Source organism: Marinobacter sp. B-12 (assembly GCF_056857915.1).
In genome coordinates this window covers 38,566-59,137 of the sequence record NZ_JBSXOB010000038.1, presented here as the reverse complement: position 1 = coordinate 59,137, position 20,572 = coordinate 38,566, and the positions used below count along the sequence as shown (strand labels likewise).

At 59.5% G+C, this 20,572-nt stretch carries 23 protein-coding genes; 5 read left to right on the top strand and 18 right to left on the bottom strand.

Annotated elements, in window-relative coordinates:
* Positions 1-222: 222 nt before the first annotated feature.
* The 16 genes from AC13D2_RS05290 to urtA all read right to left on the bottom strand — a co-directional run bounded on the left by AC13D2_RS05290 (position 223) and on the right by urtA (position 13,546).
* A complete protein-coding gene (locus tag AC13D2_RS05290; RefSeq protein WP_482938301.1) occupies positions 223-546 on the bottom strand; it encodes a hypothetical protein in 324 nt (107 codons plus the stop codon).
* A gap of 9 nt (positions 547-555) precedes the next feature.
* Positions 556-855 (bottom strand): DUF3467 domain-containing protein, encoded by a 300-nt coding sequence (locus tag AC13D2_RS05285; RefSeq protein ID WP_482938300.1) that lies wholly within the window; start codon positions 853-855, stop codon positions 556-558.
* Positions 856-975: 120 nt separating this feature from the next.
* Positions 976-1,179, bottom strand: a complete 204-nt coding sequence (locus tag AC13D2_RS05280; RefSeq protein WP_482938299.1) for a hypothetical protein — start codon at positions 1,177-1,179, stop codon at positions 976-978.
* 166 nt (positions 1,180-1,345) lie between these two features.
* Positions 1,346-1,930, bottom strand: a complete 585-nt coding sequence (locus tag AC13D2_RS05275; RefSeq protein WP_482938298.1) for a HupE/UreJ family protein — start codon at positions 1,928-1,930, stop codon at positions 1,346-1,348.
* 45 nt (positions 1,931-1,975) lie between these two features.
* Positions 1,976-2,614 (bottom strand): urease accessory protein UreG, encoded by a 639-nt coding sequence (gene ureG, locus AC13D2_RS05270; RefSeq protein WP_040474328.1) that lies wholly within the window; start codon positions 2,612-2,614, stop codon positions 1,976-1,978.
* A 165-nt stretch (positions 2,615-2,779) separates the two neighbouring features.
* Positions 2,780-3,475 carry an urease accessory protein UreF gene (locus AC13D2_RS05265; protein ID WP_482938304.1) on the bottom strand — a complete coding sequence of 232 codons (696 nt, stop codon included), beginning with the start codon at positions 3,473-3,475 and terminating at the stop codon, positions 2,780-2,782.
* Positions 3,465-3,932 (bottom strand): urease accessory protein UreE, encoded by a 468-nt coding sequence (ureE, locus tag AC13D2_RS05260; RefSeq protein ID WP_300496546.1) that lies wholly within the window; start codon positions 3,930-3,932, stop codon positions 3,465-3,467. The genes AC13D2_RS05265 and ureE overlap by 11 nt, the downstream gene beginning before the upstream one ends.
* A 55-nt stretch (positions 3,933-3,987) precedes the next feature.
* On the bottom strand, positions 3,988-5,691 hold the full coding sequence (gene ureC, locus AC13D2_RS05255; protein WP_420389367.1) for an urease subunit alpha: 1,704 nt from the start codon (positions 5,689-5,691) through the stop codon (positions 3,988-3,990).
* 281 nt (positions 5,692-5,972) lie between these two features.
* A complete protein-coding gene (locus tag AC13D2_RS05250; RefSeq protein ID WP_300496549.1) occupies positions 5,973-6,287 on the bottom strand; it encodes an urease subunit beta in 315 nt (104 codons plus the stop codon).
* Positions 6,288-6,297: 10 nt separating this feature from the next.
* Positions 6,298-6,600, bottom strand: coding sequence for an urease subunit gamma (gene ureA, locus AC13D2_RS05245; protein WP_007152777.1), 303 nt, complete (start codon positions 6,598-6,600; stop codon positions 6,298-6,300).
* 353 nt (positions 6,601-6,953) lie between these two features.
* Entirely contained in the window at positions 6,954-7,865 is a 912-nt protein-coding gene (locus AC13D2_RS05240; RefSeq protein WP_482938297.1) for an urease accessory protein UreD, read from the bottom strand.
* The gene (gene urtE / locus AC13D2_RS05235; RefSeq protein ID WP_482938303.1) at positions 7,862-8,560 is read right to left on the bottom strand and encodes an urea ABC transporter ATP-binding subunit UrtE; all 699 of its coding nucleotides are present in this window, start codon (positions 8,558-8,560) and stop codon (positions 7,862-7,864) included. The genes AC13D2_RS05240 and urtE overlap by 4 nt, the downstream gene beginning before the upstream one ends.
* A 17-nt stretch (positions 8,561-8,577) precedes the next feature.
* Positions 8,578-9,402, bottom strand: coding sequence for an urea ABC transporter ATP-binding protein UrtD (urtD, locus tag AC13D2_RS05230; RefSeq protein WP_292049257.1), 825 nt, complete (start codon positions 9,400-9,402; stop codon positions 8,578-8,580).
* Positions 9,399-10,535 (bottom strand): urea ABC transporter permease subunit UrtC, encoded by a 1,137-nt coding sequence (urtC, locus tag AC13D2_RS05225; protein ID WP_292049256.1) that lies wholly within the window; start codon positions 10,533-10,535, stop codon positions 9,399-9,401. Before urtC ends, urtD begins: the two co-directional genes overlap by 4 nt.
* A 3-nt stretch (positions 10,536-10,538) precedes the next feature.
* The gene (gene urtB, locus AC13D2_RS05220; protein WP_482938296.1) at positions 10,539-12,137 is read right to left on the bottom strand and encodes an urea ABC transporter permease subunit UrtB; all 1,599 of its coding nucleotides are present in this window, start codon (positions 12,135-12,137) and stop codon (positions 10,539-10,541) included.
* A gap of 98 nt (positions 12,138-12,235) precedes the next feature.
* A complete protein-coding gene (gene urtA, locus AC13D2_RS05215) occupies positions 12,236-13,546 on the bottom strand; it encodes an urea ABC transporter substrate-binding protein (protein ID WP_292049254.1) in 1,311 nt (436 codons plus the stop codon).
* Positions 13,547-14,348: 802 nt separating this feature from the next.
* On the opposite strand from urtA, the gene AC13D2_RS05210 reads away from it, so the two are divergent.
* From AC13D2_RS05210 to AC13D2_RS05190, 5 genes are all read left to right on the top strand, one after another.
* Positions 14,349-14,618: a ComEA family DNA-binding protein gene (locus tag AC13D2_RS05210; RefSeq protein ID WP_421911277.1), complete on the top strand. Its 270-nt coding sequence runs from the start codon at positions 14,349-14,351 to the stop codon at positions 14,616-14,618.
* A 167-nt stretch (positions 14,619-14,785) separates the two neighbouring features.
* Positions 14,786-15,562, top strand: coding sequence for a (Fe-S)-binding protein (locus AC13D2_RS05205; protein ID WP_420389374.1), 777 nt, complete (start codon positions 14,786-14,788; stop codon positions 15,560-15,562).
* Positions 15,559-17,010: a LutB/LldF family L-lactate oxidation iron-sulfur protein gene (locus AC13D2_RS05200; protein ID WP_292049252.1), complete on the top strand. Its 1,452-nt coding sequence runs from the start codon at positions 15,559-15,561 to the stop codon at positions 17,008-17,010. The genes AC13D2_RS05205 and AC13D2_RS05200 overlap by 4 nt, the downstream gene beginning before the upstream one ends.
* The gene (locus AC13D2_RS05195) at positions 17,007-17,666 is read left to right on the top strand and encodes a LutC/YkgG family protein (protein WP_482938295.1); all 660 of its coding nucleotides are present in this window, start codon (positions 17,007-17,009) and stop codon (positions 17,664-17,666) included. Before AC13D2_RS05200 ends, AC13D2_RS05195 begins: the two co-directional genes overlap by 4 nt.
* On the top strand, positions 17,663-18,583 hold the full coding sequence (locus AC13D2_RS05190; protein ID WP_421911280.1) for a DMT family transporter: 921 nt from the start codon (positions 17,663-17,665) through the stop codon (positions 18,581-18,583). Before AC13D2_RS05195 ends, AC13D2_RS05190 begins: the two co-directional genes overlap by 4 nt.
* A 19-nt stretch (positions 18,584-18,602) precedes the next feature.
* Here AC13D2_RS05190 and gloA read toward each other — a convergent pair whose 3' ends face one another.
* On the bottom strand, positions 18,603-19,160 hold the full coding sequence (gene gloA, locus AC13D2_RS05185) for a lactoylglutathione lyase (RefSeq protein WP_420389376.1): 558 nt from the start codon (positions 19,158-19,160) through the stop codon (positions 18,603-18,605).
* 250 nt (positions 19,161-19,410) lie between these two features.
* A complete protein-coding gene (locus AC13D2_RS05180; RefSeq protein WP_482938302.1) occupies positions 19,411-20,532 on the bottom strand; it encodes an alkane 1-monooxygenase in 1,122 nt (373 codons plus the stop codon).
* Positions 20,533-20,572 lie beyond the last annotated feature (40 nt).

The window sequence follows — 20,572 nt, the reverse complement described above, 5'->3', positions numbered from 1 at the left end:
TGATCACGACCATGGCGTTCTGGTCGGGGTTGTAGGGTCTGAAACGGGGCTTGGCTTTGGGCATCTGACGACTCCTTGTCCGTTTGCCTGATCCTAGCAAAACCGGGGCTGAATTCGGAGTTTTTCTACAGCCTCAACGCTTTTGTTCAGCGGCAGCCTTTGTGGAGCGAAGCGGAGAAAAGGCTGTCCGGTGGAGGCCCAGAGGGCCGGAACACACTGGAACTACTTGTTAGTTTTCTCTTGGGCTCCGCTTGTATCGTAGGAAGAACCTTGCCTTTTTTTACTACTTGAGGTTTTCGCCGCTGCTTTCATTACTTTTAGTATTTGTTCTGAGTTCTCATGATTCATCAACCCCGTAAACTGAGCGCCATCGTCGGTCACCTCCAATTTCATATGGTTGTCTTTGCGCTTGGGGCGGAATTTGGCCCACGCCCAATTGCCAAAGTAACCACTCAAAACGCCGAGGCCAAACCCATATAAAAATCCTGGGCCTTCATGCAGAAGTCTCGACCACCAAGCTACATCTTCATCCGGTTGACCTGCCATTAGTCAGCCTCATTCATGGATCGGCTTAATCTCGAACGGAACTTCGCCGAAGGTCTTTTCGTATTTGTCTAAATTTTCTTGAAGCGCCCTAACCAGCCTCTTTGCATGAGAAGGGTTGAGAACTACTCTCGAAACGACGGAACCGGCTGGGGGAATGACATTCAAGAAGTCCAAGACAATTTCTTCTGGAGTATGGTTGATGAAAACGTTGTTAGCGTAGACACCTTTTTTAACCTCGTCTGGGAAAAACACATCCACCTGTTGCTCACCCGAGGTTTCAGATTGATGATTCTTGCCTTTATCTTCCATAACTCTCTCCTTTGAAAACTAACAGTGGTTAGATAGAGCGCTTCATTATTGCAATCATTTGACTGTTTCATTATTGCAATAACGAAGCATCAACAATTCTCCCGACACCTTGGAAATGTCTTACACCCCAGGAATTCGCCCCCGGCATTCACCCCACGTTCTATCGAGATAGAATCTGGCGGAATGATTAACCATCGCTTCCCTGGCATTGCTCTTGAACCAGTGTAATTTGATGACCACCGCCAGGAAGAACAGCGGGATCAGATACCAGATGCCCGTTGGAATGGCGTTTTGAAGTGTGTGCAGTATCTGCGTGTAGTCCATCCGTCATCCTTAACAGCGGCGTCAATCCGTTTCTTATGACTACACACTAGACCAACCCTTGGGAAAGTTCCTACCCGGAAGACGTAAAATTTAGTAAATCATATACAACAAAAGCCGCCCGGTTTCCCGAGCGGCTTTTTGTTTCCTATCTGCTTTAGTCTGGCTATCAGGCAGCGGCCAAATACGCCCCAACAACCGCCAGCACGCCACCAACACCACGGCTGAAGCGGCTATCCGCTTTCAGCATCAAGCTACCCAGTCCACGCCCAACCAGAGTGATGGCGAGAGTGGCGATGGAGAAGCCAGCCAGGTAGACGGCCAGTGTTGCGCCTTCCGGCATTTCTGTACCGTGGGCGAAGCCGTGGAACAGCATGAAGGCGCCAACCAGAACGCCGCCAACCGCAGCGGGCAATTTCGCCAGGGTGGCTATGAGAATGCCAGCCACCAGCACGGAGAAAGTGATGCCGGTTTCAACGCCGGGCAGGCTCAGGCCTCCCCAAGCCAGGGCTGCGCCCAGAACCATGCCACCGATTACGAAGGCCGGCGTCGCGTTTTTCATGAGGTTATTCTGGCGCACACCCCAGAACCCAATAGCCGCCATGGCCAACAAATGGTCCAGGCCCAGCATTGGGTGCAACAGGCCACTGAGGAAGCCGCTTTCAGCGTGGGCACCGTGGCCGGTGTGGGCGGCTGAGGTGGTGGCGGTGAGTAGCAGGCCGGCGGCCATGAGGAGTTTGGTGGTCTGGTTCATGGTGTTCTTCCTTGTGTTACTGGATTCGGTGTTGGTGGTTCGGTGTCAGGCGGTTTCGGCCACTTTGTTGGGGCGCCGTTCCGGCAGCATGCCGCGCTCGAGGATGAAACTGATGATGGTTTCCAGCCCTACTCCGTCGTAGAGGTTGGTGAACACGAAGGGGCGTTCGCCGCGCATTTTCTTGGAGTCACGGTCCATTACATCCAGGGAGGCATGTACCTGTTCGGCGATGTCGATTTTGTTGATGATCAACAGGTCGGATTTGGTGATGCCGGGGCCGCCTTTTCTCGGGATTTTGTCGCCGGCGGAGACGTCGATGACGTACAGGGTGAGGTCGGACAGCTCTGGGCTGAAGGTGGCGGAGAGGTTGTCGCCGCCGGATTCGACCAGCACCAGTTCCAGGTTGGGGTGTCGGCTTTGCAGGTCGTCGATGGCGGCGAGGTTCATGCTCGCATCTTCGCGGATGGCGGTGTGCGGGCAGCCGCCGGTTTCCACGCCGAGGATGCGGTCGGCTGGGAGGGCCTCGTGTTTCAATAAGAAGTCCGCATCCTCACGGGTGTATATGTCATTAGTGACCACAGCAATGTCGTAGTGGTCTTTTAGGGCTTTGCAGAGTTGGCGCAGCAAGGCGGTTTTACCTGAGCCGACTGGGCCGCCGACTCCTACTCTCAGACAATGTTTCATTGGTTATCTCCTCTTCTTGTCTTGTTCCGAGAAGGTCAGCAAGTAGGCAACCCTTTTTGAAAAACGCTTCAAGCACATCCATGTGCGCTTGGGCTCCGCCATCCATGGCTCCGCACATTTTCAAAAAGGGTTGCCTACTTGCCTCCCCGATCATCGGAGTAATGTTCAGCTTCTGAAAAGCCGTGAGTACTGGGTTTCGTGGTGTGCGCTTGCGAGCGCGAGGCCGGGCAGTACCGGGCCGAGTTCGTTATCTTCCCGCGTCAGTGCCTGGTCGACGGCGTGTACCAGTTTTGGGCGCAGCCGTTCGGTCAGCCGCTGTGCGGCGGTGTGGCCCAGGGGCATGGCTTTGCAGGCGACGGCGAGTTGGTTTTCCAGCCAGGCCCAGGCGAAGCCGAGCAGGGTTTGGCGCACGGGTACGTGGCGCATGTGGGCCGCCCTGGCGAAGACGGTGACGTAGCCGGGGTTTTCCGGCATTCGGTCTTCCGCTGGTAGCAATTCCAGGCTGCCCAACAGGCGGACGAGTGCGGAGCCCAGGCGGGTGTCTTCGTCGCTCAGTTCCGCGGTTTCGCGGGTGGCGTGCAGCCATTGGTTCCAGTGGGCCAATTCGGCGCTGTCACTGTTGGCCCAGGCGGTTTGCAGGCGCGCCAGCAGGGGCAGTTCGCAGCGGGTGAGGCCGTCTTCCAGTACGCCTTCCAGCCAGTCGCCCAGTTGGTCTTCGTTGTTCACCCAGCCCAGTTCGAAGGCGCTTTCCAGGCCCTGGGACCAGGCGAAGGCGCCGATGGGCAGCGCGGGGCTGACGAGTTGCATCAGGCCCAGCAGGGACAGGTCGCCGACGGCGGTCTGGCTGCTGTCAGTGAGCATGAGCGTGGTCATGTTTTTTCTCTGAGTAAGCGCCAGGTTCCGGGTCAAACGGGGCGCGGTGGTGTTCCAGCGTGGCGCCCAGGCGTTCGGCGAGTTCTTCCAGTACGTGGTCCGGCGGGAAGCGTACCCAACCGGCTTGTTCGTCGGCGCCGATTTGGAGAGCCACGTGGCGGTTACCGAGGTGATAGCACAACCGGGCCAGAGGCAGGCCGGGTTCGATGCGGGCGGTGACCACAGGTTCGTCCGCCGCGCGGATGCGGATAACTTCGCCGCTTTGCGCCTGCAGGAATTCGCCCTCTCGCAGCACAGGGCCGCGGTCGAGGAACAGGCCAACGTCGTAGCCGGTGTCGGTTTTGGCGCGCAGGCGGCCGCGCATGCGCAGTTCGAAGGGCAGCGTTAGGTGGTCGTGGATTTCGCTGGTTTCCACTGGGCCGATTCTTTGTGTCAGTTCAAGCATGTTGTGCTCCTCAGCCTTGAGCTGTATTTGTTAAAACAGCCTTGAGCTGTCGTGATTAAAAGAGATGATATAGCTGCGCCAGTGGCAGTTCGGTGGCGGGCTCGCAGGTGAGCAGTTCGCCATCGGCGTGCACTTCGTAGGTTTGTGGGTCCACGGTCAGGTGTGGGCAGGCGTCGTTGAGTTTGAGGTCGCCCTTGCGAACGCTGCGCACGTTTTTACAGGCCGCGAGGGTGCTGTTCAGCCCCAGTTCTTTACCAATATCCGCATCCAGCGCGGCCTGGCTGACAAAGCTCAGGCGGGTGGCACTGGCGGCCCGGCCCAGCGCCCCGAACATCATGCGGTAGTGCACGGGCTGGGGTGTGGGTATAGAGGCGTTGGGGTCGCCCATGGGGGCGGCTGCAATCATGCCGCCTTTGAGGATGAGCGCGGGTTTTACGCCAAAGAAGGCCGGGTCCCACAGCACCAGGTCCGCCAGTTTGCCCACTTCCACGGAACCCACTTCGTGCGCGATGCCGTGGGTGATGGCGGGGTTGATGGTGTACTTGGCGATGTAGCGTTTGGCGCGCAGGTTGTCGGCGCCGAGTTGTTCGTCATCCGGCAGCAGGCCGCGTTGTACTTTCATCTTGTGGGCGGTCTGCCAGGTGCGGCACACCACTTCCCCCACCCGGCCCATGGCCTGGGAGTCGGAGGCGATCATGGAGATCACGCCCATGTCCTGGAGGATGTCTTCGGCGGCGATGGTCTCGCGGCGAATGCGGGAGTCGGCGAAGGCGACGTCTTCCGGGATGTTGGGGTCCAGGTGGTGGCAGACCATGAGCATGTCGAGGTGTTCGTCGATGGTGTTGACGGTGTACGGCCGTGTGGGATTGGTGGAAGACGGTAGTACGTAGTCTTTGGAGCAGGCGGTGATGATGTCGGGGGCATGGCCGCCGCCGGCGCCTTCGGTGTGGTAGGTGTGGATGCACCGGCCTTTGAAGGCGGCGAGGGTATCTTCCACGAAGCCGGATTCGTTGAGGGTGTCGGTGTGAATGGCAATCTGTACATCGAACTTGTCCGCCACGGTGAGGCAGTTGTCGATGGAGGCCGGTGTGGTGCCCCAGTCTTCGTGGAGTTTTAGGCCCATGGCGCCGGCTTTGATTTGCAGTTCGAGGGACTCCGGCAGGCTGGCGTTGCCTTTGCCGAGGAAGCCGATGTTCATGGGCATGTCGTCGACGGCCTGGAGCATTTTGCCGATGTGCCAGGGGCCGGGGGTGCAGGTGGTGGCGTTGCTGCCTGTGGCCGGGCCGGTGCCGCCGCCGAGCATGGTGGTAACGCCGCTCATGAGGGCTTCTTCGATTTGCTGGGGGCAGATGAAGTGGATGTGGGCGTCGATGCCGCCGGCGGTGAGGATTTTGCCTTCACCGGCGATGATTTCGGTGCCGGGGCCGATGACGATGGTGACGTCTGGCTGGGTGTCGGGGTTGCCGGCTTTGCCGATGGCGGCAATCCTGCCGTTTTGTAGGCCGACGTCGGCTTTGACGATGCCCCACCAATCGAGTATCAGGGCGTTGGTGATGACGGTGTCCATGACGGCTTCGTCAGCGCGCTGGCTCTGGCCCATGCCGTCGCGGATGACTTTGCCGCCGCCGAATTTTACTTCGTCGCCGTAGTGGGTGGCGTCGCTTTCAACTTGTATCCACAGTTCGGTGTTGCCCAGGCGGACTCGGTCCCCGGTGGTGGGGCCGTACATGTCGGCATAGGCTTGTCTTGTGATTTTCATGCTATCCCTCTCTTTAACTTTGGGAGCCAGAGCAAGTGGCAATGACTTTCCAAAACACGCTCAAGCACATCCTTGTGGCGCTTGGGCTCCGGCATCCATGCCTCCGCACAGTTTTGGAAAGTCATTCCCACTCGCTCGTCAGAGTTGATTCGTGTAGTCCAAAGGCCAGGCACAAACCTCTGCTCCGCACATTCCTGGAAAGCCCTGTCCGACCGGCCCTTAGAGCTAGTTCGCGCCTTCCGCACAGTTTGAAAAGTCATTCCCGCTCGCTCCCCTAGTCATCAGTTCTTGTCGAGGCTTCCCATGACTTCCTGTCGGAAACCATAAATCTCTCGCTTACCGGCGAAGGGTATTAACGTCACTTCGCGGGTTTGACCGGGTTCAAACCGGATGGCGGTGCCGGCGGCGACGTCGAGGCGGTAGCCGCGGGCTTTGGCTCGGTCGAAGTCCAGCGCGGGGTTGGCTTCGGCGAAGTGGTAGTGGGAACCGATCTGGATGGGGCGGTCGCCGGTGTTGCCCACTTCGATGGTGATGCGTTGGCGGCCTTCGCAGAGTTCGATGTCGCCGTCTTTGAGGTCGTATTCTCCGGGGATCATGGCGCGCTCCTTAGACGATGGGGTTGTGGACGGTGACGAGTTTGGTGCCGTCCGGGAAGGTGGCTTCCACCTGGACTTCGTCGACCATGTCGGCCACGCCTTCCATGACGTCGTCGCGGGTGAGGATTTCGGTGCCGGCGGTCATCATTTCAGCCACGGTGCGGCCTTCACGGGCGCCTTCCATGATTTCGGCGCTGATGAGGGCGACGGCTTCCGGGTAATTGAGCTTCAGGCCTTTGGCTTTTCTTCGTTCGGCTAACAAAGCTGCTGTAAACAGCAGGAGTTTGTCTTTGTCTCTTGGGGTTAATTCCATTTTTGTTCTCCTCGGGTTCTGGAGTTCTTCGGCAGGAGGGAAGGGGTGCACGGGATACGCTGTGAATACGTCCATGTACGCTCGGAAAAAACATCCATGTTTTTTACGATCCCGTGCACCCCTTCCCTCCTGCCTTGTCTGAATACTGAGTTGCCTGCCGGATTAATCTCCGTTGCTCAGAACAACAATGTCTTGCCCTATCGAGCTAGTGCGCTAACTCGGATGTCCACTGAACAGGGCGGGGCGAACCATCCGGGGATGTCGAAAACATGGATGTTTTCGTCAAGCGTACATGGACGTATTCACAGCGTGCCCCGGACGGTTCGCCCCGCCCTGTTCCCACACCAATACAATCAAGTCAGCCATATCCGAGGCACCACCGCAGACTGGCCGGCCAACAGAGGCCGAAGTACCTCCCAGGCCCGCTGACAAACATCCCATGCTTCGTTTCGTTCATTGCCCAGGTAACGCAACAACACCACACCGCGCCGGCGAGTAACGGCCCAGTCGGTGGAGGCCTGTAGTTGTTCCCGGATCGCTTCCACTGCACCGGCTTCGTCCTCCAGGCCAACTACCCATAAGGTCGCCTGAACGGTGGCGCCGCCCTGCCCCCATTTGCCTTGAAAACGGGCATGAGAGGGGTCCAGGAGTTGGCGTTCCAGCCATAGCGGTTTGCCGTTCATACTCAGGCTGAAGCGTTGCTCCATGTGGCCGGTGATGAACGGCAGGTTGCTGGCCGGGCGGCCCAAAGCAAGGATTTCCCAGCCCAGGCATTTGGCGCCGGTTTCCAGGTCGATGGTGGTGGTCTGCTCGCCCCGGGAGCCGTTGAAACCGAGGGTTTCCTGGGGCAGGTATTCGAGAATGCCGCCATTGGCGACGTTCAGGTGTGTGTGCTGCGCCCAGGCGACGCCGTTGCGGTCGGCTTTGTAGAGTTTTGCCGCCGCGGGGGTGGTCACCAGGGTGTGGGCGCCATTTCCAACCGACACGTTGATGTTCAGGGCGTCGCCGCTGACCAGGCCGCCGGGCGGGTGTAGCAGGTACACGTGGCAGCAGCCGGTTTTGCCTTCCGGGTAGAACGGGCGCTGTACCCGCAAAGGCCCTTTGAACCGGGTGCGGGTCATGCGGGTAACCTGCGCGCCCTGCTCCTGCCTGGCGTCGAAGGCCAGGTCCAGGGTGGCGGCCCAGCGCCGGCCCGCGTCGAAGCGGTGGCCGGAGTCGTGGGCCGCGTTGGTGGCGCGGGTTGTGATGGGCTCGTAGGCGGTCATACCGTCAGGTGCTTCTTGATGAGTTCATCAGACAGTTCGGCAATCTCGCCCTCAGCCACTCGGCGGCCGCGGTCCATGATGGCGAAGCGGTCGGCGTATTTGCGGGCGAAGGGCAGCTTCTGTTCCACCAGCAACACCGTCAGGCCGTCTTCCTTGATCAGCCGGCGGATGACCTCGCCGATCTGGGCCACGATGTTGGGCTGGATGCCTTCGCCGGGCTCGTCGAGGATCAGTAACTGGGGTTCGATCACCAAGGCACGCCCGATGGCTAGCTGTTGCTGCTGGCCGCCGGAGAGGTCGCCGCCACGGCGGCTTTTCATTTCCTTGAGTACGGGAAACAGCTCGTAGATGCGTTCGGGGATTTTCTTGCTGCCGTCCTTGCGCACGGCCAGGCCGGTGCGCAGGTTTTCTTCCACGGTCAGCAGCGGGAATATCTGCCGGCCCTGGGGTACATATCCGATGCCCAGGCGGGAGCGTTCTTCCAGTTTCTGTTTGGTCAGTTCGGTGCCGCCATCAAACTGGATGCTGCCGCTGCTGGTGGTTTCCTCACCCATGATGCATTTCATCAGGGTGGTTTTGCCAACACCGTTGCGGCCCATTACGCAGGTGCACTGGCCTTTGGGCACGTCCAGTTCAAGCTCCCAGAGGGTGTGGCTCTCGCCGTAGAACTGGTTCAGCTTGTCGATTTTCAGCATTTGCTTTTCGTCAGGCATCAGGCTTCCTCCCCCAGATACACCTTGATCACTTCCGGGTCGTTGGAGACCTGGTCCATGGTGCCTTCCGCCAGCACACTGCCCTGGTGCAATACGGTGACCTTGCGGGCGATGGAGCGTACGAAGCCCATGTCGTGTTCCACCACCACCACCGACTGCTTGCCAGCCAGGCTGGTGAGCAGTTCGGCGGTGCGTTCCATTTCCTGTTCAGTCATGCCGGCGACGGGTTCGTCTACTAAGAGCAGTCGCGGCTTCTGCATCAGCAGCATGCCGATTTCCAGCCACTGTTTCTGGCCGTGGGAGAGGATGCCCGCCAGCTGGTTTCGCAAGTCCTGCAGGCCGATGGTTTCCAGCACTTCGTCGATGCGCTCGCGAAACTCCGCTTTCATGGTCGCCCGCAGGGTGGGAATCACCCGCTTGTCGGTGGCCATGGCCAGTTCGAGGTTTTCGAACACCGTTAAGGCCTCGAACACGGTGGGCTTCTGGAACTTGCGGCCGATGCCGAGGGTGGCGATTTCCGGCTCGTTCATGGTCAGCAGGTTGTGGCGGCTGCCGAACCAGACCGAACCGGTGTCCGGGGCGGTTTTACCGGTGATGATGTCCATCATGGTGGTTTTGCCCGCGCCGTTGGGCCCGATGATGCAGCGCAGTTCGCCGTCGTCGATGGTCATGTTGAGGTTGTTGATGGCGCGGAAGCCATCGAAGCTCACGTTGACGTCTTCCATGTACAGAATCGGCCCGTGGCGGGTGTCCACGGGGGAGATCGCCGGGGTCAGGAATTCAAACACCCGGTCGCGGTTGGAAAGCTCCTCGAGAATGCTCATGCGGTCGCCTCCGTGGTGGATGGGGCGGTTGGGGTGTCTGGTTCATCCTGTTTGCCCTTGCGGCGGCTGGCCAGCAGGCCGGCGATGCCTTTGGGCAGGAACACGGTGACCAGCACGAACAGGCCACCGAGGGCGAACAGCCAGGCATCCGGCATCACGCCGGTGAACACGGTTTTGGCGTAGTTCACCAGTACCGCGCCAATCACCGCGCCATAGAGAGTTGCCCGGCCGCCAAGGGCGACCCAGACCACCACTTCAATGGAGAACAGGGGTGAGAATTCACTGGGGTTGATGATGCCCACCTGGGGCACGTACAAGGCGCCGGCCACACCCGCCAGCATGGCGGAGACCACAAACACGAACAGCTGCACCCGGTCCACCCGGTAGCCCAGGAAGCGGGCGCGGGCTTCGGCGTCGCGACAGGCGATGCTGACCCGGCCCAGTTTGCTGGTCACAATGCCGCGGCAGATCACGTAGCCAATGGCCAGGGCGATGCCGGTGGCGATGAACAGCCCCAACCGGGTGGCGTCGGTGCGCAGGTTGAAGCCGAGGATGTCGCGGAAGTCGGTCAGGCCGTTGTTGCCGCCGAAGCCCATCTCGTTGCGGAAGAACGCCAGCATCAGCGCGAAGGTGAGCGCCTGGGTGATGATGGACAGGTAGACCCCGGTTACCCGTGATCGGAAAGCGAGGAAGCCAAACACCAGTGCCAACAGGCCCGGGGCCAAGAGCACCATGATAAAGGCGAACCAGGCCATGTCGAACCCGAGCCAGTACCAGGGCAGTTCCTGCCAGTTCAGGAACACCATGAAGTCCGGCAGGATGGGATCGCCGTAGGTGCCGCGATCGCCGATCTGGCGCATCAGATACATGCCCATGGCGTAGCCGCCGATGGCAAAGAAGGCACCGTGGCCCAGGCTGAGGATTCCGAGGTATCCCCACACCAGGTCCACAGCCACTGCCAGCAAGGCATAGCACAGGTACTTGCCCAGCAAGGTCACGGTGTAGGCACTGACATACAGGGCACTGTCTTCTGGCATGGCCACGTGAAGGAAGGTCACAATGGCCAGCGCTGCAAACAGCACGCCCAGAAAAATCTGCGTGGATCGCTCACGCAAGGGTCTAGTTAGCCACATAACTTAGCCTTCTGCCGCACGGCCTTTCTGGGGGAAGAGCCCCTTCGGCCGTTTCTGGATGAACAAGATGATGAAGACCAGCACAATGATCTTCGCGAGTACGGCACCGGCCCAGGGTTCCAGCAGCTGGTTGATGGTGCCCAGCGACAGCCCGGCGATAAGCGTGCCCCACAGGTTACCGACGCCACCGAACACCACCACCATGAACGAGTCGATGATGTAGTTCTGGCCCAGGTTGGGGCCGACGTTGGTGAGCTGCGACAGCGCCACACCGGCCAGGCCGGCAACGCCGGAGCCAAGGGCGAAGGTCATGATGTCCACCCGCGTGGCGCGAATGCCCATGGAGCGGGCCATGGCACGGTTCTGGGTAACGGCGCGCACTTCCAGGCCGAGGCGGGTTTTACGCATGATCATCATCAGTGCGGCGAAGACGATCAGTGCGAACGCCAGTACGTACAGGCGGTTGAGTGTCAGCGACAAGGCGTCGTTGATCACCAGCGAGCCGCTCATCCAGTCCGGTGTCACCACGGTGCGGTTCTGGGGCGAAATCACGGTACGCACCAGTTGCTGCAGGATGAGGCTGATGCCGAAGGTGGCCAGCAGGGTTTCCAGCGGGCGGCCCTTGAGGAACTGGATCACGCTGCGTTCGATGATGATGCCGGCAGTGGCCGCCACCAGGAAGCCGGCGGGAATGGAGAGAATCAACGCCAGGCCGGGCTGGCCCGGCAGCAGTTGCTGCATGCCCCAGGTGGTGTAGGCGCCCAGCATGATCAGTTCGCCGTGGGCCATGTTGATCACGCCCATTACACCGAAGGTGATGGCGAGGCCGATGGCGGCCAGTACCAGCACCGAACCCAGGCTGAGGCCGAAGTAGAGGGTTTCGGCGGCGCGGTTGAGCTTGAGTTTCTGTTCGATGGTGCCCAGTGCCTGCTCTGCCTTGTCGGCCAGGGCCGGGTTATCGCTGCGCACGGCTTCGTTCAGGGCAGCGCGGGCACGGGGGTGCAGGCTGCCAGCCAGCACGTCCACGGCGTCAAGATTACCCTCACCGACCCGGTAAATGGCCAGTGCCTCTTCGATGCGGTGGCGCACCGATGCGTTCTCTTCCAGCGCAAGCCGCGCCTCCAGCGGCTCGACCAGGGAAGCGTCCACTTTGCCCATCATGTCCTGTGCGGAGGCTTCACGCACGTCAGGGTCTGCGGCGTTCAGGTCCAGCATCGCGAGAATGCCCTCAAGCTGGCCCCGAATCCGGTTGTTGATGGCGATTCTGTCCAGCTCGCGGCGGGACATTTCGCCCATGTTCTCGCCGGTCAGCGGGTTGGCAATTTCCCAGTCCCGGCTCCGGTTGTTCAATACGATAACGACCTGGCCGGTGTCTTCTATCCGGCTCAGGCGGTTGTTGCCATAGGCTTCGAGCCAGCCCCTGGCTCGTTCATCACCGCTACTAACGATGGCATTGATGGCGTCTTCCACGCGGCTGGCCGGCGCTTCTGCAAGGTTGTTCAGCAAGGCCTTTCCGGGATCGTCTTCCTGGGCGGAGGCTGGAAGCGACAACACGGAAACCAGGGCGATAAGCAGCAATGTGAGCGATCGAAGGATGCTCATGAGGGTGTCCTGTCGGTTGAAAGCGAGTTGCGGAGGTGGCAATTCGGGGCAGCATTGCCACCCCGAATTGCCTGTATTGCACTGTTGGCGGCCCTGCCTTACTCGGCTTCTTCAGCCGCCATTTCTCCGGCGGAGGCGCCGCACTTGCCGGTTGCGGTGTTGAAGCTTCCGCAGAACATCGGCTTGCGCCAGTCGGCGATCAGGTCACGCGAACCCGGCAGGAAGTCAGACCAGGCATCGCCAGCCACTGTAGACGGGGTTTCCCAGACTACGGAGAACTGGCCGTTGTCCTGGATTTCACCGATCAGCACCGGCTTGGTGATGTGGTGGTTGGGCATCATGGTGGCGTAGCCGCCCGTGAGGTTCGGAACGCTCACGCCGATGATGGCGTCTTTGACCGCGTCCACGTCAGTGGTGCCGGCTTTCTTCACCGCTTCGATGTACATGTTGAAGCCGATGTAGTGGGCTTCCATGGGATCGTTGGTAACGGCTTCTTCGTTGCCGGTGTGCTCGATCCACTGGTCGATGAAGTCGTAGTTGGCGTCGCTGTCCACGCTCATGAAGTAGTTCCAGGCCGCCAGGTGGCCAACCAGCGGGCCGGTGTCGATGCCGGAAAGCTCCTGCTCACCCACGGAGAACGCCACCACCGGGATGTCGGAGGCGGAGATGCCCTGGTTGCCCAGTTCACGGTAGAACGGAACGTTGGCGTCGCCGTTGATGGTGGAGACCACGGCGGTCTTCTTACCAGCTGAGCCGAAGCGCTTGATGTCAGACACGATGTTCTGCCAGTCGGAGTGACCAAAAGGCGTGTAGTTGATCATGATGTCTGCCTTGGCCACGCCCTGGTCCATCAGGTAGGTCTCAAGGATTTTGTTGGTGGTGCGCGGGTACACATAGTCGGTACCGGCCAGCACCCAGCGCTCAACGCCGATGTTGTTCATCAGGTAGTCCACCGCAGGAATGGCCTGCTGATTGGGCGCGGCACCGGTGTAGAAAACGTTCTCGGAAGACTCTTCACCTTCGTACTGAACCGGGTAGAACAGCAGGCCGTTGAGTTCTTCAACCACCGGCAGTACCGATTTACGGGACACGGACGTCCAGTTGCCGAAAATCACGTCCACTTTTTCCTGGGCCAGCAGTTCACGGGCCTTTTCGGCGAACAGCGGCCAGTTGGAGGCAGGGTCAACCACAACCGCTTCCAGTTCACGGCCCAGAACACCACCTTCGGCGTTCTGCTTGGCGATCAGCATTTCAACGGTGTCTTTCAGGACGGTTTCACTGATGGCCATGGTGCCGGACAGAGAATGAAGGATACCGACCTTGATGGGATCTTCGGCGGCCATTGCGTTAAGAGACATAGAGAGAGCCAGCGCTGACAGGCCCAGTTTCACGTGTTTTCTAATCGTCATGTTGTGCATCCTTTTCGGATTGATTGGTGTTATTGCCCCAAAATGCACCAACCCCTCTGCATCAGCTGTTCCAGAATGCAAATCATGCCTTATTTTTCAGCTACTTGAACTACATCCATCGATTATTGATCGGGTGTCGGGACCACCGTTGACGCACCACGATGAATCGCTACCCGGCTAAGCGCACTAATACGATGCGTCAGGGTCGAAGCAATACAACCCAATGGACTTATCAAATACCCCTTTGTTTTCATGGGAATTTTTATTACCTTGACGTCTATCTTCCTGCCGCTGCCAAAAAACGGGGCAACCGCATGTTCAACTCTGGTGCCCTGGACCTTTAATCGTGCACCCGCGTCACGAACAGGAAAACCTCATAAAATGCATGAGCATACGCTCAACTTTTATCTGCACTTTGATTACAAATCTGTAAGAGATATCGCACAGATGAGGGAGCGAATGTCCGATTTCTTGAGAATAGCTCCCATGTAGAATGGTCAACGTCAAGGATGAGAAGCTGGCAAGGAAAGCTGGCTCAGGGAAGATAACTCCACGGATCAGGAGTTGCCCAGGGAATCAGGGCTGCAGGGACGAACAACAGGGAAGACGCGCACAGGATGGTGCGCAGCCTGAAGGACCAGGCATGGGGTCAGCCACGGGCTCAGGAGCATAGGGAATGTGTTCCTGTCCGTGCACTTCCCCACCCCGCTAGCGACCTTCTTCTTTATTCAACCAGCTCCGCCGCTTTTACGTCCTGACGAATAATCAGACACGTAAAATCACTCTCAGGAGCAAAGCAAGAATGAAACGCACCCCTTTTATCGCCATGATGGTCCTTCTGTTCAGCCTGTTGACCGGGTTCGCCCACGCTGAACCTGCCACCATCAACATCAACACCGCCGACATCGAAACCCTGGCCAGTCTCAACGGCATCGGGCAGAGCAAAGCCGAAGCCATTGTGGCCTATCGCGATGCCAACGGTCCTTTCCAGTCCAGCAATGACCTGACCAACGTCAAGGGCATTGGTGAGCGTACGGTTGCGAAGAACGCCGAGCGCCTGACGGTCGAATAACGCTATCCGGGCAGTGGCCGGCTGCCGCTGCCCGCTCCCAAGCCACGCGCGATTACCCACCCGTTTTCCAAGCACGCAGACTCCCCATAAAGTCGTCTGGCAACTGCCAGGGCACCGCCCTATTATTGTGGTTCAGAGAGACAATAATAATCGCGAGCGACGGCACTATGGTTGATCCCATCAAGGTTTACCCGGCCAAACCTTCCAAGGTCTATTTCTACGGCACCTGCCTGGTCGACATGTTCTACCCGGACGCAGGCATGGCCGGCATCCAGTTGCTGGAGCGGGAAGGCATTCAGGTCATCTACCCCGAAGACCAGACCTGCTGTGGCCAGCCCGCCTACACCTCCGGCTATCACGATGAAGCCCGCGCGGTCGCCCGCGCACAGTTGGGACTGTTTCCGGAAGACTGGCCGATTGTGGTGCCCTCCGGCTCCTGTGGCGGCATGATGCGCAAGCATTACCCGGCGCTGTTCAAGGACACCTCCGATGAAGTCGCGGCTGCTGAAATTGCCGGGCGGGTGTGGGAGCTGACGGACTTCCTGGTGAACGTATGCCACATCAAGCTGGACGACCTGGGTGAACCCACCACCGTGGCGATGCACACCTCCTGCTCCGCCCGCCGTGAAATGGGTGTGGCGGAAGTCGGCCCCAAACTGCTGGGGCAGCTGAAAAACGTCAACCTGGTGGAACAGGTTCGGGCCGAGGAATGCTGCGGCTTTGGCGGCACGTTCGCGGTGCGACACCCGGAGATCTCCGGCGCCATGGTCAGTGAAAAGGTGGACACCCTGGTGGACACCGGCGCCAAAGAGTTTGTCACCACCGACTGCGGTTGCCTGATGAACATCGCCGGTTACGCTGAGAAAAACCAGAAGCCGGTGACCGGCCAGCACATTCTGAGTTTTCTCTGGGAACGCACCAGCAGTGGAGGTGAACCGTCATGAGCGAGACCGCACACGGCTCTTCACACCATTCCGCCCACCACATCGATGTGAAGGAGTTCCACCCGCGTGCCCGGGCGGCGATTCACAACCCGCAGGTTCGCCAGAACTTCCGCAAGGCGATGGACGGCTTGATGAGTAAGCGCAAGTCCGCCTTCGAGGGTTGGGATCTGGAAACCCTGCGGGACCTGGGTGCCAATATTCGCATGCGGGCGCTGGCCAGCCTGCCGGATTTGCTGGAGCAACTGGAACAGAAGCTGACCGAGAACGGCATCACCGTGCATTGGGCCGCCGATGGTGATGAAGCCTGCCGTATTGTGCGAGACATCTGTGTGGCGAGGGACGCCAAGACGGCGATCAAAGGCAAGTCCATGGTCTCTGAGGAAATGGAACTGAACCATTACCTTGAGGAACAGGGCATCGAGGCCCTGGAGTCAGACCTTGGTGAGTACATTGTGCAACTGGCGGAAGAAACACCCTCGCACATCATCATGCCGGCGATTCACAAGAACACCGGTGAGATCTCCCAACTGCTTCACGACAAAACCGGCACCGACCTTTCCAACGACGTTGAGTACCTGACTGCGAACGCCCGGTTGCAGTTGCGGGAAAAATTCCGCAACGCCGACGTGGGCATTTCCGGCGTTAACTTTGCCGTGGCCGAAACCGGCACCCTGTGCCTGGTGGAAAACGAAGGCAATGGCCGTATGACCACCACCGTACCGCCCTGCCATATTGCTGTGACTGGCATCGAGAAGGTGGTACCCAAGCTGGAAGACGTGACCGCCCTTTTGGCACTGCTGACCCGTTCGGCCACCGGCCAGCACATCACCACCTACTTCAATATGATTTCCAGCCCCCGCAAGGCCAATGAGCTGGACGGCCCGGAAGAGGTGCACGTGGTGCTGGTGGACAATGGCCGCTCTACGATTTACCAGGACGACGAGCTGCTGGACACCCTGCGCTGCATCCGTTGCGGCGCCTGCATGAACCACTGCCCGGTGTATACGCGGGTGGGCGGCCACACCTATGGCACCACCTACCCCGGCCCCATCGGCAAGATTCTGATGCCGCATATGGTGGGCCTTGATGAGGGTCGGCATCTGCCCACGGCTTCAAGCCTGTGTGGCGCCTGCGGCGAAGTCTGCCCGGTGAAGATTCCGATTCCGGACCTGTTGGTACGGCTGCGCCAGGAATCCGTGGACGGCGACAAGCTGCATCCGGCCAAGGTGCGCGGCCATGGCGCCAAGCGCAGTGGCGTGGAGGCCATGATCTGGAAGGGCTGGAGCTGGATGCATGCCAGGCCTGGGCTCTATCGCCTGGGCACCAGCCTGGGTGCGCGGTTCCGCAAGCTGCAACCGGGCAAGGTTGGCGCCTGGACCCAATACCGCACGGCGCCAAAACTGGCGCCCAAAACCCTGCACGAACGGATGAAGGAGCGTGGCCAATGAGTTCCAGAGACGCCATTCTCCAGCGCCTGCGCAACCGCACCGGCGGCGAACTGACGGCCCCGGAATGCGATTTTTCAGTGCTTGATCGTCCGGACTGGAGTACCGCTGAACGGCTGGATATGTTCGAACGGACCATCGAGTCGGTTCACGGGGAAGTGCATCGTACGACCGAATCCGGCTGGATTGATCGGTTGGCTGAAATCCTTCAGAGTCGCGGCGCCCAGACCCTGCTGATTGCCAAGGAACATGAGATCGGCCAGGCCCTGAGAAGCGCCACAAAAAACCGCGAGAACCTGCCTCAGTTGCTGGTGTACGACGAGCCCATCGAAAGCTGGCAGGAAGCGCTTTTCAATGAGGTGGACGCCGGCATCACCTCTACCCGGGGCGGCATTGCCGAAACCGGCTCGCTGATTCTTTGGCCGACGGCGGATGAACCCCGGCTGATGAGCCTGGTGCCGCCCATCCATATTGCAGTCCTGAAGGCGAATGAGTTGTACACCACCTTCCACGATGCCATGCAATCCCAGAACTGGGCCGCTGGCATGCCAACCAATGCGCTGTTAGTCTCCGGACCTTCGAAGACCGCTGATATTGAGCAAACCCTCGCTTACGGTGTTCACGGTCCCAAGGAACTCATCGTACTGGTTATTGAATGATCCGAGGCGCATTACTGATTGCCCTGGCCGCCCTGCTCTGGGCGACCACGGGTATCGTGGCAAAATTCCTGTTTTCCGGCTCCGACCTGCAGGCAGTGACACTGGGTTTCCTGCGCCTGGCGGTCGCTTTACCCTTCTTCTTTGGGCTGATGCTCAGGGAGCAGCGCGCACTCGCCCGAAGCGCAACCTTGCCACCAAAGTTCACCCGTAAAGCTCTGGCTCCGCTTGTGGCCCTGGGCTTCTTCCAGGCTGTCTATCAGGGCAGCTACCTGCTGGCCGTGGATATGACCGGTGCCGGTATCGCCACGCTGATTGCCCTGTGCCTGGCCCCCGTGCTTGTCGCCATCATGGCGGCGCCGCTGCTGGGCGAGAAACCGGGCGTGGTGACGGTGCTGGCGTTGGCCGCCGCCATTGCCGGCACCGCGATGCTGGTGATCAGTGACATGGACAGTGCCGGGCGGCTGCGCCTTGGCGGTATTCTGGTGGCGGTTCTGGCGGCGCTGGTTTACGCCGGGTTTACGCTTACCAGCCGGCATACGTCCACTGGCACACCGGTGTTCACCACGGCGTTCATCTGCTTTTTTACCGCGGCGCTGATCCTGCTGCCTGTCGTTGCGCTGAGTGGTGGTTTTGACGGGCTACAAAGCCTGGGAATCGCTCAGTGGCTGATGGTGGGTTACATCGGCGTGGTGCCCACCTGCCTGGGGTATGTGAGCTTCTTCAGCGGCATGAAGACAACACCGGCTACACTCTCGAGCATTATCGTGACCCTGGAGCCGCTGTTCGTGGCTATGCTTGCCTGGATGATTCTGGGGGAGGAATTGGGGATGATCGGTATTGCCGGGGCGTTGATTCTGACGGCTGCGGTGATCGTGGCTTCAAGAAGCAGTGCCGGGAACCGCCCCGACACTGCCTGATACCGCCGGTTCAGGCGGTTTACTCTTCCTCTTCCTCCCGACGCTGCTTTTCAAGCATGTTCGGCTGCAGGATTTCGATCCAGTAGCCGTCCGGGTCCTTGATGAACGCCAGGCCCTTCATTTTGCCATCGTCCGGCTTCTTGACGAAGTCCACGCCCAGTTTTTCAAAGCGATCGCAGGCACTGTAAACGTCCGGCACAGCAACGCCGATGTGGCCAAAGCCCTGGGGTTCGTCGTTGCCGTTGTGATACTCGAAGCCTTCCTCGTGTTCGGTGCCCCAGTTGTGGGTCAGTTCCAGCATGGCTTCGCGGCCAAAGATGAAGGTAGTGCGGTGGGCGTCATCGTTGGGGACCATGTTGGCCTGACGGTCGTCAAGGAAGGCGAGGAAGTAGAGGGTGAATTTCATTTCCGGGAAATCGAGTTTTCTGACTAGGCGCATGCCCATTACCCGAGTGTAGAAATCCATGGAGCGCTCGGGGTCTTTGATGCGCATCATGGTTTGGTTGAAGACGTAGCCTTCGGTTTCGGGGACGGTTGCTTCGTGCAGGCCTGGGGCTTGTTCGAAGTGTTTGGGCATGGGAGCTCCCTTTTATGGGTTCAGGATTCAACCATTATACTTGCGTGCGTTAAGGGGAGATTTCAAGGCCTGCTTTTGATTGCTTTCCTTGGGGCTGGTCCAAGCGGGTATGCCCCTCCCAGACACGCCGTGAACCCATCCATGGGGGCTCGGCATTGCCATCCTTGGCAATGCACGGTCTGGGAGGGGCATACCCGCTCGGACCGATCTGACTTTTCAGGTAACGCCTTCAGTTTTTACCAATTTTGCTTTAGACCAACTGATGTTCTTCGCCTTCGTAATACGCTTCTACCCTCGGATTCATCACCTTTTTCCACAGTGGCGGGATCATCGCCAGCACGACCATGGCGGCGTAGCCGGCGGGCAGTTGGGGCGCTATATCGTGGTGGCGGAGGACCTGGTAGCGGCGTTTGGCCCAGGCGTGGTGGTCGCTGTGGCGCTGGAGGTGGAACAGGAAGACGTTGGTGAGGAAGTAGTTGGAGTTCCAGCTGTGTTCCGGGCCGGTGCGTTCGTAGCGGCCGTTTTCGAGTTTGCGGCGGTGGAGGCCGTAGTGTTCGAGGTAGTTGACGATTTCCAACAGGTTAAGGGCGATGAAGCTCTGGCCGAGGAAGAACACGGCGCCGAGCCAGCCGAATGCGATGGTGAAGGCGGCCAGTGCGAGCGCGGTGATGCTGTACCACCAGATGAGTTCATTGCGCCAGCTTAAGGCGTTGTGGCCTTTTTTCTCGAGGCGTTTGGCTTCCAGTTTCCAGGCGTTCATGAAGTTGCGGGCGTAGGCCTGGGGCAGGAAGTTGTAGAGGGACTGGTTGTAGCGCGAGGACGAGGCGTCTTCCGGGGTGGAGACGTGGACGTGGTGGCCGCGAAGGTGTTCAACTTTAAAACCGGCGTAGCTGACCAGTGACAGCAGGAAGCCGCCGGCCCAGGTTTCGAGTTTGCCGTCTTTGTGGATGAGTTCGTGGGCAACGTTGATGCCCAGGCCACCGACGATGCCGATGGAGAAGATCCAGCCGATGCCTCCGGCCACATTGAACAGGCCGGACGCCAGCACAAACATGCTCCACATCAGCAACACCGCAAAGGCGGCAACCCAGCCCAGGGTGATGAACTTATAGAAGAGTTCTGTGTTCATGCGGGGAGTATCGGCTTCCTCGTCCGGGTTGAGGGCGTCTTTGCCCAGCAGCAGGTCGAGGATGGGGATGATGCCGAAGACGACCACCGGTACGCCCCAGGCGAACAGGTTGACCCATCCGGTGGCCTGCCCGGCTGCCAACAACAGGGGCGGCAGGGCCAGGGGCAGCATGGCGATCAGGTAGCTGTATTTCTTGAGTGTCAGCAGCACTTTCCGGCGGGCGGACTCGGTGCTCAGGAACAATGGTTTGGTACTCACGTGTTTTCCCTCATCGGCTGTTGCG